Source organism: Psychrobacter immobilis, assembly GCF_904846175.1.
In the GTDB taxonomy this organism is placed as follows: Bacteria; Pseudomonadota; Gammaproteobacteria; order Pseudomonadales; family Moraxellaceae; genus Psychrobacter; species Psychrobacter immobilis_E.
The window spans coordinates 1-15275 of the sequence record NZ_CAJGZM010000011.1 but is presented as its reverse complement, the minus strand read 5'-3'; the positions used below and the strand labels follow the sequence as shown (position 1 = coordinate 15275).

Here is a 15275-nt window from a genome sequence, read left to right as displayed (position 1 = left end):
TCTTATACATACTTTAAAAAATTGATGCTAAAAAAGCACCTCAGCGTTAACTGTGGTGCTTTTTTAATGCAGCAAATTTAAAGAATTAACTTATTTAACGCGTGCACGATATTTAACCACGACCGTATCATTCAAACCAACGCCTTCTAAGTCCCAACGTACCGCTTTATAAAACTTCAATGGGATTTCTTGCAGTTGATTATCAACCTTGCCACGTAATGGCATACGGGCAAAAGTATTACCATCGGCACTACCATATGGGAAATCTGGCGACACCGCTCGTAGCAATTCTACTTGCTCTGGAATACTCATGGTGACCGTCATTTTACGGACGCGATCGGTATTGGTATTGGTAAAGTAGCCTTGATATTCCAAAACATTACCTGACTGCAAACGCGTATTGGCATTAACTGGTACTAGCAATTCCTGCCCATTGGCATCGACACTAATCAGTGACGCGGTGATTTTGCTATTGACCGCTTGCGCATTTGAGCCACTACCTTGGTTGGCATTCGCCTGCAATACCAATGAATTATCAACGGCTTGCTCTGGCGTTGGCAACATCGCTGATGCTTGTGTCACTGCCATTACGCCAACGAGCGTACCGGCGACAACATGAAATAAGCGGTGTCCGCTCCACGCACTGAACGGGTTTGCAAAATGGTTACTTTTCTTCATGACATTCATTATCCCTAGTTAATGTATCGATAAAACAATCTTTTAATAAAACAGTCTCGTAATAAAAAAGGCTTTTAATAAAACAAGCTGGTAAAACTGAATCGTTCTTAAAATATCCAATGCTATATAAGCAACTATTTTATTGCTTAATTTTTTAGCTTAGTCATCATTATTAATGTTAACTTTTTGCTATTACTATCTTTAGCGATTATTATTTTTGTCAATTATCTGCGTAAGCTATCGTTAAAGCAATAGCGCTTAGCATAACAAAAAGCGTTTAGCCGTACACTAATCCCGTGTTGAGGTTGTGTATATCATCTATTTACTACCAAGACTTCTTAACGCTGCTGAAATAAAAGATAGCTCATAACGGCGTTTTTTGTTATGGTAATTCATTAGCGACAGGCTTTTGCTGTCACGCTCCTTTTCTTATTCTAACGACTATTGCTCCCATTATGACTACTAGCGCCATGCCACAGATTAACCCTGAATACGTTCACTGGTTCCGTAACTCTGCCCCTTACATTAATACCCATCGCGGTAAGACTTTCGTGATTATGTTTGGCGGTGAGGCGGTCAATCATTCCAATTTCAGTACGCTGATTCATGACTTTGCTTTATTGCATAGCTTGGGTATCAAGCTGGTATTGGTACACGGGGCGCGACCGCAAATCGAAAAAAATCTCAAAGACGCAGACATTACTTCGCCATTGCATCAAGATATCCGCGTGACTCCGCGCGTCGCCATGCCGTCTATTTTACAAGCGGTTGGTGCTATTCGTTTACAAATCGAAGCCCAACTATCGATGGGCTTGGCAAACTCACCAATGTACGGCTCGCGTATCGATGCGGTTTCGGGCAACTTTGTCACCGCCCGTCCTTATGGTATTCGTGATGGCGTTGATTATCAGATGACCGGTGAAGTGCGTTCTATCGATGTTGAGGCTATTAAAAATAACCTTTTGCATGACCATATCGTGATTTTAGGGTCAATGGGTTATTCAGCAACGGGTGAAGTCTTTAACTTATTGGCTGAAGATGTTGCGCTTAGTGCCGCCGTGGCACTAAGCGCCGATAAGCTGATCTTCTTAGGCGAAGAAGCCGGTATCAATCATGATAACCGCTTGCTACGTGAGATGATTCCAAATGAAGTCGACCGCTTCTTACGGGATCGTGATTTAAATTGTGAGATTAATTATTTCTTAAGCTGCGCCAGTAATGCTTGCCGCCAAGGGGTTCATCGCACCCATATCATCTCTTATGCTAAAAATGGCGCGCTCCTCGAAGAGCTATTTACCCGTGATGGTTCTGGTACTTTGATTAGCCATGACCCTTATGAAGAGATTCGCCGTGCCAATATCGACGATGTGGTCGGGCTGATTGAGCTATTATCACCGCTAGAAGAACAAGGCATCTTGGTCAGCCGCTCACGCGAGCGCTTAGAACAAGAGATTGATCATTATAGCGTCATTGAGCGTGACGGCATGATTTTAGGCTGCGCCGCACTTTATACGTTAGATGCAGATTCGGCAGAAGTTGCTTGTGTGGCGGTACATCCTGAATACCGTAGTGGCAGCCGCGGTGCTGACTTGCTAGCATTTTTAGAACAGCAAGCACGCAGCCATGGTTTGCATAAGTTATTTGTTCTGACTACTCGTACCGCGCATTGGTTTGTCGAGCAAGGTTTTGCTGAAGTTGAGGCAAGCGCTCTTCCTGAAGCGCGGCGTGAGAAATATAATAACGGTCGTAACTCTAAAGTCTTCCAAAAGACTTTATAATTTAAAAAACCTATAATCTGCAAGTGAATGAGTTAGCTATTCATTAATCAACTCATAAATGAGCAACTTAATTACCGCGCAGCAAAAAGCCCTCATAATATATGAGGGCTTTTTTATCTTTCATACACGCTTTTTTATAACCATTTTTTATAAACGCCTTTTAGTAACCACCATGGCTTAAAAGGGTTATAAATCTAATAACGGCTTATTTTACTTTTAATAGCTCAACGGTAAAGATAAGGGTGCTGTTTGGCTCGATACCTGCGTTACCCGCTTCGCCATAAGCGATATCAGATGGGATGTAGAACTCGTATTTGCCACCCTCTTTCATCAACTGTAGACCTTCAGTCCAGCCAGCAATGACTTGGTTTAGTGGGAATTCGATTGGCTCACCGCGCTCATAAGAGCTGTCAAATACCGTACCGTCAATCAATTTACCTTCGTAGTTCACTTCAACCACGTCAGTAGCTTTTGGTGATTTACCAGTACCTGGGGTCACTACTTTATATTGTAAGCCAGAAGCGGTGGTTTTCACGCCAGCTTTCTTACCATTTTCTGCTAAGAATGCAGCACCTTTGGTCTTATTTTCGCCCGCTTTACTTTCCATATCTTTAACAAACTTCTCTTCTTGCTCTTTTTGATAGGTCATCAAGACTTCTTGCATTTGTTCTTGCGTCAACGCACCCTCTTTACCTTCATAGCCATCACGGAAGCCTTTTTCAAAGGTATCAAGATTCAGATCGCCGACCGCTTCTTTATTACCTTCTGCCATCATATAACCCAAGCTGTAACCGACTTTTTCATTGGCTGGGCTTTTTTCAGTCACTGAAACGCTTTTAGCAGCGCTTTCTTTATTACCATTGCTGGCGTTACAGCCGGTAACTAATAACATCGCACTAGCAAGGGCACTAATGCTTAAGGTAGTAATTTTTTTCATAGAATACTCTCAAATTGTAAGGATAGTGGCAAGATGTCACATTCTTCTATCATAGCAAATCTTGGTTTTAGGAGCTACGATTCCCTTGAAATTATCGGTCAAATGTACAGTCTATGTTAATATTTGCCGTCAAATTAACAACTTATCACACAACTATAGTAAGTAGTTAAGCTTTCTGTCTTTAAATCCCTCATTACATCAGCTAAGCTAAATTGGTTAAGGTAAGAAGTAACAGAACGTAGATTTTGTTAACCATCAATACAGAATGTTGACTAAGGTCTTATAAAAAAAGCTTCTTAAATAATATCAATTAAAAATACTAATAATTAGGTATGTGTTTGCTACAAATAACTAGGCTGATATTTAATAGCAAGGATTATTTGATGGCTGATGCATGATCATTAAAGGAGGACAGGATGAATCCAATGTATACATCGTTCAACGGTTATCTTGGTGGCCCTATTGGTTCCATCATCGGCGCTATTCTAATTTTCATCATTGGCTGGCTCGTGGCATTGGGTATCGCTGCCCTTGTACGCGGTGTGTTATCGAAGGTAAATCTCAACCAGCAGATGAGTTCTTCCACTGGTAAAAGCTACGATTTAGAGGGTATTATCTCAAAAATTGTTTTTTGGTTTATTTTCATCATCGCCATCGCTGGCGCGCTCAGTCAACTAAATCTAAATTCTATTTCAACCCCATTTGCTAACATGGTCAATCAAGTCTTGACCTTTATACCTAATATCATTGCTGCGATTGCAGTTGGTGTGATTGGCTGGGTGATCGCCACCGTTGTTCGTACGGCGATTAACGCGGCTCTAGCAAAAACATCGATGGATGAGCGTTTAAGTGCTAAAGCCGGTGTCAAACCATTGAGCAGCACCATTGCTGATATGGTTTACTGGTTTATCTTATTGATTGTATTGACCATGGTACTTGGTCAGCTACAGCTCAATGGTTTATTTGCACCATTGACCAATATGGTTGATAAAATCTTCAGCTTTATTCCTAATATTCTCATCGCTGGTGTGGTCTTTGTGGTGGGTTATATCATCGCCAAAGTCGTACGCGGCATTGTGACCAATTTGGTTTCTACTTTTGATGTACAAAAACTGGCGTCAAAAGCAGGCTTAAGCGAACAAAACAGCTTACCTAATATTGCTGGTTCACTAGCATTTTTAGTGGTTATTATCCCAACGATTATCGCTGCTTTAAATGCTCTGCAAATCGATGTGATTGCCCGCCCTGCTACCAACATGCTCAACAAAATCATGGAAGCTTTGCCAAATATCTTTATGGCAGCTGCGATTTTAATCGTGACCTTCTATGTGGTACGTATGGTCGCCAACATCATCAAAGGGCTACTTGAAAATACTCAAGTCAATCAACTGCCTGCGAAAGTTGGTTTAGAACAGACCATGGGCGATAAGAAAATCTCTGACCTAGTCGGTTATGCGATTATCTTCTTTGCGATGTTATTTGCTGCTATCGCTGCCGCTGATTTACTAGGTTTTGAGCCTATCTCAGCCATCATCACGATGTTTATCGCTTTTGGTGCCAACATCATCCTAGGCGCAGTTATTCTATTTATTGGCTTTTGGCTTGCCAATATCATCGCGGGTGTCGTTGAGCGTTCGGAGCAAGGTTCACAGTTCTTAGCAAACATCGTGCGTGTATTGATCATGGGCTTAGTACTAGCCATGGGTCTTAAAGCGATGGGTATTGCGGATTCTATTGTTAACTTAGCATTTGGTTTAACCCTAGGTGCGGTTGCGGTGGCATTTGCCCTATCATTTGGTCTTGGCGGTCAAGAAGCAGCAGCTCGTTTCCTACGCAAGATGCAGGATAAAATGGATAGAGAGCGTGATGAAGCAAAAGTGAAGTCTGCTTTGACGCCTAACACGTCAACTCAAGATAAATTCGCGGCGTCAGTTCGTGAGAATACGCCAACGGTTAAGCCTGCCACAACGTCGACTCCTGATATTCATACAGATATCGTTGATACGACTCGTGTGAATACGGATACTATCAATACCTCTGATATTGACAACACTGCCAATAACAATGTGAACAACAACGTTAATGACGCTAGTATCACTGATGAGGATATTGCTAACAATAACATCTTGCCTGGTAGCGGTTTATACGACGATACCAATAACAAATAAGTATTGATGATGTTTTAATCAAAAAAAGACAGCCTAGGCTGTCTTTTTTTATGAGTGTGAATCAATATTTTTATAACTATGGAGCTATAAAAAAGTACATGTATGTTTAGTTTTCACCTTGCCTATCTATGGCTTCAGGTTTTGCTGTTGCAACTGCTGTATTTGCTTGGTCAGATGGCGTTCGCGTTGACTCATAGCAGCCACTGGCTGAATCCATAAATCAATATCGATAAAGGTATCATTAGCCTCATTAATAAAGTCTATGCCTAGTACAATCACGTGATGCAGCTCTGCTATCGGTAAGCGTGTGGCGACGTCCAAAGCGATTTTTGATAAGTTCGGTTGAATAGCCTTTTTACTATGCTGTGCTTCTGCATCCTGCCCATAAAATATCAGCACATAATGCCGACCTAAAGACTCATAGGAATGTTGATGGACGACATAGCCTTGTTGGTGCAATTGCTGGTCTTGCTTAGGATGCAGATATAAAGTACGAATCAGCTCATGGCGCGAAAATAAGGACTCATCGAGTATTTGCTGCTGCCAATGAGAAGAATCAGCTTGTTGTTGCTGTGTTTCTACGTCTGCTAATGAATTATCTTGCAACTGCTCCACATCTTTTTTGGCGCTCAAGCTTTCACTCACGACTTCTAGCATTTGGCTGCTAATTTGCGACCATAAGATAGCTGCTTGCTTCATATGCTGCTGATACATCTGGCTAGTCGCACTTTGGTTTTTTTGTGCAAGTGCCATAATAATCAGTGCTGAATTTGGCTCATCTTGCATACCATATTTAATCAATGCGTTATCTATAGCGATAGCTTGGGTAAATAACGCAGGATTGTTTAAAAAATTGTCAATCCTCATCTCTTCAGATTCAACACTTGGTACACGGCTACTAACGCCTTGTTTTAACTGTCCTAGACGATAGTTTAAAAACCGCCACAACTCACATGGCGTATGTAACGCGCTTAGTATTAACTGCCAATCATGCCAGCCAAATATTTGTAGCGGCTGCTCACTGTCACTCATATCTATAATTAAATCTTCCATAAAACAACTGCCAGGAAAACTATGTTTTAAGCGCTTGTATTTGCCACCTTGACTGTCTTTATTGGCAGAATTATTTGATGCGCTAATAGCATTTTTAAACTGAATATCGAAAACCAATACTTCTATCGTGGGCGCTAGATTGGCGGTTTGCTTAGATAGTTCATTCTTATACCATGCCAATGCTGATTTAATAAGGGTTTTACGCATGCTTTCGATATTAATAGAAGGTATGTCATCAGGTAAATAGACCAGTAGCTTTAGCAGCTGTAATTCACCTAATGGTAATTGATAGATGAATTTTCGTGCATGACATTTAGCATGGTAGTTAATCTCAAACACTTGAACATTAGGTAGCACAATATCCAAGGCATCAGAATGCAAGTAGAAGGCTAACTCATCACTAAGATGAGGCTTATCGAAAATCACAGGAGACGAATTAGACACAGCTTCACCCTTTTAATATTAAATTTATATGGCATCGCAGACCTTGTGACAAATACGCAGCATGGTACAGTACTAATTATTGCTAAAAATTTTAGTAACCAATTAAACAACATAAGCGCAATTATACCAATTATAGATAGTCGCATTCATAGCAGTGAGTTGTTATGATGTCATAAAAGCCGTCACATTTGCGCTGGCATATAAGGCGCTATAGCCGTAGTACAGGGCACAGGGCACTGACTTCATAAACGACTCCACGACATTTTCTATATAATCACAATCGTATGATAACAAGGACTGAACATCATGAAACGCTTTAAAGAAAAAACCGTTATCGTCACTGGTGCAGGCTCAGGTATTGGCCGTGCAACCGCCATTCGCTTTGCTCTCGAAGGCGCTAACGTTGTCTTGGTCGGACGTACTGCTGATATCTTAAAGCAAACCGCTGAATCCTTTCCGCAGGATCGGACGTGGATTCATACTGATAACTTTTTGACCGTCGTTTGTGACATCAGTGTAGAGGCCCAAGTACAAGAAATGATGAAAAGAGTTATCGATAAGTTTGAGAGAATTGATGTTTTGGTGAACAATGCCGGTAAAGCCATGCAAGGCAAAATCACCGAGCTGTCTTCTGAAGACTGGGAGTCGGCCATCGATGTGAATTTAAATGGCACTTTTTATGTTTGTCAGGCGGCGATGCCACATCTGATTGCCACTAAAGGCAATATTATTAATGTCTCATCGCTGTCTGGCATCGGTGGTGACTGGAATATGGCGGCGTATAATGCAGCTAAAGCGGGGGTTACTAATTTAACACGTACCTTAGCATTAGATCATGGCGCAGACGGCGTGCGCGTCAATGCTGTCAATCCTAGCGTTACTAAAACTGACATGACCAGCGCCATTCAAGATAATGACAGCAAAACGGATAAGTTTTTAGATCGCTGCCCACTTGGACGTCTAGCCACGCCAGAGGATATCGCCGCCGCCATCACTTTTTTAGCCAGTGATGATGCCTCGATGATTACTGGGGTAAATTTACCCGTTGATGGCGGTGTCAGCGCATCAAACGGTCAGCCACATTTCTAAGCAACAATAAAATGTAGCCTAATCTGAATATTTTCTATTTAAGATTTAAAAAAGCCCCTGATACTCTATTATCAGGGGCTTTTTTATTTATCAAGGTTTTATAAAAACACTAAAACATTCAATCAATTGAATCATTGATATCCTGTAAAGGCTGAGATAAACGCTCAGGATGTCTTGGCACCACCCCTTGATACTGCGCATAAATTTTTGGTAAATCGGCTTCGATATTCCCCGTCGGATAGACAAGCGACATAAAGCGTATCTCTTTGGTTTTATAATCCATCGCTACTGGCAAAATCGGCACGCCTGCACCCACTGCCAAATAATAAAAACCTGATTTCCAATCTTTAGTATATTGGCGCGTACCTTCTGGCGCTAAACCCAAAAATAACGGCTTGCCAGTTTTGAATTTATCAATACTCGCCTGTAGTACCGAGCCTTTGTTACTGCGATCGATAGGAATAACCCCTATCCAATTTAATAGCTGTGCAAATACCGGCACTTTAAACAGTGTATGTTTACCCATGATACTGATTTTTAAATCGAGGGCAAATAAACTTGGTATCGCATAAATACCATCAACGTTGGATGTATGCGGCAGCGCCAAAACCACCGCCTGCGGAATATTTGGAATTTCTCCAACCGTGCGCCAACCCGCCGCTTTTAGCATAGCGGATGCAATCACTGGGGCAAACTTATTTCCGCGTTTCGGAACCAAGTTGCCCAGTTGTTTTTTACTCAAATCCGGTAGTATCTTTGAGCGTATAGAATCAGAATGAGCAGTTTTAGAGCGCTGAAAAAACTTTGATGTCATGACGGCACCATATAATAAAAGATACTCGTATAATATCATTAAGCGTATGCTAGTAGCCTGAATTTTATAGGCTTTTATCATATACGAGCTTACTCGTTTATAAAGTTATATAAATGAATGTACGTAAACGGGCGGCTCTATTAGCTTATTAAGATATATCAGCCAAATTGCCTTTATTTTCAAGCCATGACTTACGATCAGCCGAGCGTTTTTTAGCGAGCAGCATATCCATCACACTATTGGTTAGCACCATATCATCCATATCTAGTTGCACCAAACGCCGCGTATCACGGTTCATGGTTGTCTCTCGCAGCTGCTCTGCGCTCATCTCACCCAAGCCTTTAAAGCGGGTTATTTGTGCTTTTTTATTCCCCGGTACATTGGCTAAAATATGCTGAAGCTCAGGCTCATCAAGTGCATAATGCACTTCTTTACCAACATCGACACGGTATAAAGGCGGCATCGCTACAAACAAGTGACCGGCATCAACTAAGGCTGGAAAATGCTTGACGAACAACGCACAGATTAGTGTCGCGATATGCAGACCGTCAGAGTCGGCATCCGCCAAAATACATACCTTATCATAGCGCAGCTCAGACAAATCGTCAGATGCAGGATCGACACCGATAGCAATGGCAATATCATGAATCTCTTGGCTCGACAGTACTGTATCTGACGACACTTCCCATGTATTGAGAATCTTACCACGTAGGGGCAATATCGCCTGATAATGACGGTCACGCGCTTGCTTAGCACTACCACCCGCGGAATCGCCTTCTACCAAGAATAGCTCTGCGCCATCACGTAAATCCCCACGACAATCCGCTAACTTACCCGGTAGCGCTGGTCCTTGGGTAATTTTTTTACGCGCGACTTTTTTGGCAGATTTTAGGCGACGACCTGCTTTATTAATCGCCAACTCTGCAATCTGCGCACCCATATCGGCATGCTGATTTAACCACAAGCTAAAGGCATCTTTTGCCAACGTTTGCACTGCGCCCGCCGCTTCACGACTCGATAAGCGCTCTTTGGTTTGACCTGAGAACTGCGGCTCAGAAAACTTCAGCGATAGGATATAGTTAACGCCATCCCATACATCTTCTGCAGTCAGCTTGACGCTACGTGGCAGTAAATTATGAATATCACAAAACTCGCGTAGTGCTTCTAAAATACCGGTACGTAAGCCGTTAACGTGCGTACCGCCTTGCGCCGTTGGGATAAGATTGACATAGCTTTCTTGCACAGGCGTACCACCATCAGGCAACCAAGAAAGTGCAAAGGTAATACCAGCACGTTCGCCCACTTTGGCGTCGTGATTATAATAAAATGGTACTTCAGGTAAGGTCTCCAAACCATCTAGCTGCTCATTTAGATATTCAACCACTCCATCGGTAAACTGCCAAACGATTTTTTCATTATTAATATCATCGACAAACTCAATCGTTAGACCAGCGGCCAACACTGCTTTGGCTTTTAGATTGTGCTTAAGTTGTTTAACGTTAAATTTCGGCGTATCAAAAAAGCTACTATCGGCCCAAAAGTGTACTTTAGTACCACGCTTACGCTTATTGGAGCTGATGGTTTCGGTTAAAGGGGTGACTGCAGCGCCATTCTCAAACGCCATCTCGAACTGTGTACTATCACGCCACACGGTTACCTCGACTCGCGTCGATAGCGCGTTGACGACAGAGATACCCACGCCATGCAAACCGCCCGACACTTCATAATTCGAAGTCGAAAATTTACCACCTGCATGCAGACGCGTTAAAATCAGCTCAATACCAGTTTGATTGAACTCAGGATGGACATCGGTTGGCATACCGCGGCCGTCATCTTCAACTGATAACGAGCCATCACTATGCAACTGAACCTTGATAATTTTGGCATAACCCGCCAATGCTTCATCGACTGAGTTATCGATGACTTCTTGCGCCAAATGGTTGGGGCGCGTGGTGTCGGTGTACATACCTGGGCGACGACGGACGGGCTCAAGACCTTCTAAAACTTCTAACGATTGCGCATTATATTGACTCACAAATGCATCCTTAACTATTCATGTGCGATTAATTCTATTAAGCCATTATAACGAAAAATAGCGACGGTAACGGTAATAGTCAGTCGCTCACGTCAGATAATGTCGTCTATTTAAATCTGTACTAGCTTCTGTAGCAGATCAATCACTATAGGTAATTGCTCAGCAAAATCACTAAACCTGTGATCGCCGCCAGCCTGCACAGTTACCGTTACTCCCCGCTTTTTATAAAACTGTTTAGATAGCTCAGGGTTTAGTAGCTCATCGCCTTGTTTTATCAATACAGAAATTTTATCAGGGTAATTAATCGTCGATAATTGATGCGCTGCAAACCATTGCAAATCTGTATCAGTAATATCCCAACCACCGGCTGTCGAATGAAAAATCTGACTGCTCAAACTCTCCTTTTTAACATCATCTTTCAGAGCCAAATTATCAGCAAAGCGCTGTAAAGTAATATGCGGCTGTGTACTTGGATTCAATAGCAGCGCTGGGCAACCTATATGGTTACTAATCAAGGTAGAAAAATAACCGCCTAATGAGCTACCGACCAATACCGTATTTGACGATTCAAGCTCACTATCTTCAGTATTTTTATTGTCTAAACTTTTGATTAATGACAATATCTGACTAAAAACTTTATCAGGCGTCTTATTCAAATCAGGTCGTAATACAGTGATATCAGGATGATACTGGCGGCAATAATCCTCTAACAATCTACCTTTAGTAGAATTGGCATCACTATCTAACCCATGAATATAAATAACGTTCACGTATAATCTCACTTATTAATTTTGTTATGATTGCTATATATGAATAATCAAAACTCAGCATAGCACCCACTTAGTAAAAACAATAACAATAAAACCGCACATTATTATTCACTATTTGCGACATAATAGTATTTTACAGTGGCGTTAAACAAGAAATTAGATAAGTTAAAGGAATAACGAAAATAGCAATGGAGTCGCCATGAATCAGCAGTTTGAGCTATTCGAGATTGCCAATCCATGCATTGGTGTTTGTCGAAGCAATAAAAAAGGCTATTGCTTTGGCTGCTTGCGTAGTCGCACTGAGCGGCAATTATGGCATGAAATGACCACTGAACAGCGTCGTGAAGTATTACGGCTAATCTCTGGACGTAAGCTGCGTATCGAGCAGATGAGACAGCGTAAGGGCGAGCAATTAGGATTTGATTTTGATGAGGTAGCGGAAAGTGAATCTTTATTCTAAATGATTAAGTTAAATACTTTTGATTAAAAAGTATTTAACTTAAAGCGCCTGATTTTTATCCAAAACTTTGTAAATAGTTAGAATGTTTGCTTAGCCAAAGCCTAACTATGATCTAACTATGATCTAACTAAGAGCGTATATCTCGCCCTTAGTTAGATTGTTAGCTTCTTACCTATAATGATTCACTCATAAACTTAAGCCACTTCAACGTGGCGTTCACGGCGATAGTAGCGCAATTGATGCTCTAGGCGTCGACCCTCACTAAAAGCAGATATGCGCTTTAAATAACCAATGATACGCGTAGCATGATCGACATCGTTTGAACCGCAAGCCCCACAGTGATAAAGAGTGCGCTTATCAATATGCTGACACTCATTGCAAATGGTAATGCGCACGTTGATACAAAAATATTGGCACCCTGTAGTTGCGGCAATATCTAGTAATTTACGATACTGCTGCTTATCGAGAGTTTCATCCAAATTCAGATGCAATGCAGAGCCGCCATCAAGCCACTGAGTGAGCTTACGCCCATGCAGCATAAATTTATCCAAGGTATTGGTTTTTTCATCCTCTACCAGATACAGATAGGAGTTATAGCAATCACGCTGCACCTCATAGCCATCTCGTTTGTCCCATTTGGCATTTTTAACGCCTAAGTTTTCCGCCGGTACAAATTCAGTATTAAACTTCAAACCATACTGTATGCTGGCTTTACGATTTTCATCATAAATAGTTTTTAGGAGATCATTGACGAAAGTGTGATATTGCTGATTATTACCAACTATTATTCCCTGACTCTCCGCGGCTTCTGCCATACCATTAATACCGAGCGTCAAGAACTGCTTATCCAATTGAATAAAACCTGCATCATAGACGGGTAACATGCCAGATGCCTGATATTCTTCCATCAGCTTACGATAACTGACCTGATACTTATGAATTTTTTGTACCTCTTCAGCCAAATCTTGTCCATTTTGAATCATACGATTTAGATTAAGAGTAATGACATTGATTGAGCCGGTAGCCACACCGCCTGCACCTAAAGTATAAGAAAAACTGTGATCAGTGATTTCATTGCGTAGGCGACAACAAGATGCTAAAGAGTCTGGATTATCACTTTGATAGATAAAGAAACTGTTTTTTTCTGCCAGTTCGGTCGCCAGCATATCGGCATATTCTTCATCCTTACATTTACCATTTTCGGTTAGCATGGCGCAGGTAACGACTGGGAAGGTTAAAATTGCACGCTTACGCTCTTCATTGAACCAAGTTAAGAAATACGCCTGTAGCTGTTTAATCGTCTCCCAGCACGGTCTATCCCCATCAGGAAAAACAAAATTGGCAAACATGGCATCAAAATAATGCTCATCATATAAAGAGATATTCCAAAACACGCTCTGATAACCGCGAGCAGCAGCAGGTTGGTTAATGGAATAAACTACTTGCTGGAAACAGTTTTCAATAAATGATTTATGAGTGGTTAAATAATCAATGCCATGGTCTTTACGAGCGAAGTAATCGAAATAGGCAAGAAACTCAACCGTAGCCACTGCTCCCGCAAACTGCGAGCTAATGGCAAATATCAAGTTAATGAATGAGCCACAAAACGATGCTAAGTGCTGCGGCGGGCTTGCTTCGCCACCCAATTTCTTTAGTCCATCCAGCAAAAATGGATATAACGATACCGAGACGCAGTAAGGTTTTAGGCTGGTTTCGTCATGCACATAAATTTCATGTGATTCAATTTGGCGCAAATACTCATCTGCCAAATCACTATCAAAACAAGCGCGAATCTGTTGCTGTACTTGACTGCGATTAATCTGAATAAAGTAATCTTTCATGATTTCGCTCTCTAACGTGGCGATATTCTTAACCGTCACGTTGGCATTGGCATCCACATGGGAGCCATCTGCCGCATTATTGGCTTGCATGTAATCTTTGATAAAAGACAATTTATCGCCCAACTGCTCTGAATTCAACTTACTCATAATCCCTCCAAAACAAATGATTTAATACTTCACCGTTAGTACAATCGATAAACCTTTGATTAGTGGTTGGAGTATCTAAGCCTCCAAGCTCCATAATCCATGGTCCTGTTTTTAGATAAGTTAGCTCTGTTTGCAAACTGGACGGTATGGCATCCAAGCCTGTGTACAGTGCTGTTTTCAATCCGGAGTGTCGAACCTGCTTGAGAGCAGACAACAAGGCGGACGGTTGCCATTCACCACCCATAAACAGCACACAGCTGACGAGACCTTTGTAGCATTCCAATAGCTTGGCTAAAAAGTCATCAGTTAAAGGAGTACCCCTTTCTTTCTTCCAAGTGTCAGCACGAATACAACCTCGGCACATGAGAGGACAGCCAGCAATGGTCAACGCTAAGCTAACCTCTGTCGGTACTTCTTGAAAAACAATGTCATATTCAACAATATTCAACATAACTGCACTCTCTAAACCAAATCGTAAAGACCTACATATAGTATCTATAAATCATAATTAACACAACATGTAGTATATTTAATTTAAATACTGATTAGTAACCACATTTAAATCAACGATTTAGATATAAAAGACACACTAAAAATCTAAGATTTAAGGAATATAGATTGGGGGAATTTGAAAAATTACTTAGAATAAAATAATTTTTAAAGGTAGGCTTGAGAAAACCTAATTCTATAGAGGTAAAAAAGACTGGTAACGAGCTTGAAACTTTTTTAGATAGAAAAAAACAATATAATTTATTGTTTTTTAAAATAACCCAATAAAAAAAGCCCCATCATAGCGATATATGACAGGGCTAATTAGCATGAACAACTGAATATAATCTACGAAATTATAAAATTAAGGATTATTTTTAGAGAGCAATATAAAATCTTTTGAAAAGGATTTACCATATTCATTTCAAGGAATAAAACCCCGAACAAAGAAAACCCCCTCTGCTTTCGCAGAGGGGGTTTTCAGGAATAGAGAGCTGACGATGACCTACTCTCACATGGCCGGAGCCACACTACCATTGGCGCGATGATGTTTCACTTCTGAGTTCGGGAAG

General features: G+C 41.3%; 12 protein-coding genes. 4 read left to right on the top strand and 8 right to left on the bottom strand.

Annotation, left to right across the window (positions count from 1 at the left end):
* Positions 1 to 90: 90 nt before the first annotated feature.
* A complete protein-coding gene (locus JMW39_RS11620; RefSeq protein WP_201546625.1) occupies positions 91 to 678 on the bottom strand; it encodes a hypothetical protein in 588 nt (195 codons plus the stop codon).
* Between the two features lie 455 nt (positions 679 to 1133).
* Here JMW39_RS11620 and argA point away from each other — a divergent pair, with 455 nt between their 5' ends.
* Complete coding sequence (argA, locus tag JMW39_RS11615) at positions 1134 to 2456, top strand: amino-acid N-acetyltransferase (RefSeq protein WP_201546624.1); 1323 nt, start codon at positions 1134 to 1136, stop codon at positions 2454 to 2456.
* A gap of 205 nt (positions 2457 to 2661) precedes the next feature.
* Here argA and JMW39_RS11610 read toward each other — a convergent pair whose 3' ends face one another.
* Positions 2662 to 3393: an FKBP-type peptidyl-prolyl cis-trans isomerase gene (locus JMW39_RS11610; protein ID WP_201546623.1), complete on the bottom strand. Its 732-nt coding sequence runs from the start codon at positions 3391 to 3393 to the stop codon at positions 2662 to 2664.
* 416 nt (positions 3394 to 3809) lie between these two features.
* Here JMW39_RS11610 and JMW39_RS11605 point away from each other — a divergent pair, with 416 nt between their 5' ends.
* Complete coding sequence (locus tag JMW39_RS11605; RefSeq protein WP_201546622.1) at positions 3810 to 5561, top strand: mechanosensitive ion channel; 1752 nt, start codon at positions 3810 to 3812, stop codon at positions 5559 to 5561.
* 126 nt (positions 5562 to 5687) lie between these two features.
* On the opposite strand, the gene JMW39_RS11600 is transcribed toward JMW39_RS11605, so the two are convergent.
* Entirely contained in the window at positions 5688 to 7058 is a 1371-nt protein-coding gene (locus JMW39_RS11600; RefSeq protein ID WP_201546621.1) for a hypothetical protein, read from the bottom strand.
* Between the two features lie 306 nt (positions 7059 to 7364).
* On the opposite strand from JMW39_RS11600, the gene JMW39_RS11595 reads away from it, so the two are divergent.
* A complete protein-coding gene (locus tag JMW39_RS11595; RefSeq protein WP_201546620.1) occupies positions 7365 to 8147 on the top strand; it encodes an SDR family NAD(P)-dependent oxidoreductase in 783 nt (260 codons plus the stop codon).
* 118 nt (positions 8148 to 8265) lie between these two features.
* Here JMW39_RS11595 and JMW39_RS11590 read toward each other — a convergent pair whose 3' ends face one another.
* From JMW39_RS11590 to JMW39_RS11580, 3 genes are all read right to left on the bottom strand, one after another.
* Positions 8266 to 8961, bottom strand: coding sequence for a lysophospholipid acyltransferase family protein (locus tag JMW39_RS11590; protein WP_227679505.1), 696 nt, complete (start codon positions 8959 to 8961; stop codon positions 8266 to 8268).
* Positions 8962 to 9109: 148 nt separating this feature from the next.
* On the bottom strand, positions 9110 to 10996 hold the full coding sequence (gene parE / locus JMW39_RS11585; RefSeq protein WP_201546619.1) for a DNA topoisomerase IV subunit B: 1887 nt from the start codon (positions 10994 to 10996) through the stop codon (positions 9110 to 9112).
* 110 nt (positions 10997 to 11106) lie between these two features.
* On the bottom strand, positions 11107 to 11766 hold the full coding sequence (locus tag JMW39_RS11580) for a YqiA/YcfP family alpha/beta fold hydrolase (RefSeq protein WP_201546618.1): 660 nt from the start codon (positions 11764 to 11766) through the stop codon (positions 11107 to 11109).
* 199 nt (positions 11767 to 11965) lie between these two features.
* Between JMW39_RS11580 and JMW39_RS11575 the strand changes: the two genes are divergently transcribed.
* Complete coding sequence (locus JMW39_RS11575; protein WP_201546617.1) at positions 11966 to 12226, top strand: DUF1289 domain-containing protein; 261 nt, start codon at positions 11966 to 11968, stop codon at positions 12224 to 12226.
* Between the two features lie 194 nt (positions 12227 to 12420).
* Here the strand turns inward: JMW39_RS11575 and nrdD are convergent, their stop codons facing one another.
* Both nrdD and nrdG read right to left on the bottom strand, forming a co-directional pair.
* Positions 12421 to 14214, bottom strand: coding sequence for an anaerobic ribonucleoside-triphosphate reductase (gene nrdD, locus JMW39_RS11570; RefSeq protein WP_201546616.1), 1794 nt, complete (start codon positions 14212 to 14214; stop codon positions 12421 to 12423).
* Positions 14207 to 14665, bottom strand: coding sequence for an anaerobic ribonucleoside-triphosphate reductase activating protein (nrdG, locus tag JMW39_RS11565; protein WP_201546615.1), 459 nt, complete (start codon positions 14663 to 14665; stop codon positions 14207 to 14209). Before nrdG ends, nrdD begins: the two co-directional genes overlap by 8 nt.
* Positions 14666 to 15275 lie beyond the last annotated feature (610 nt).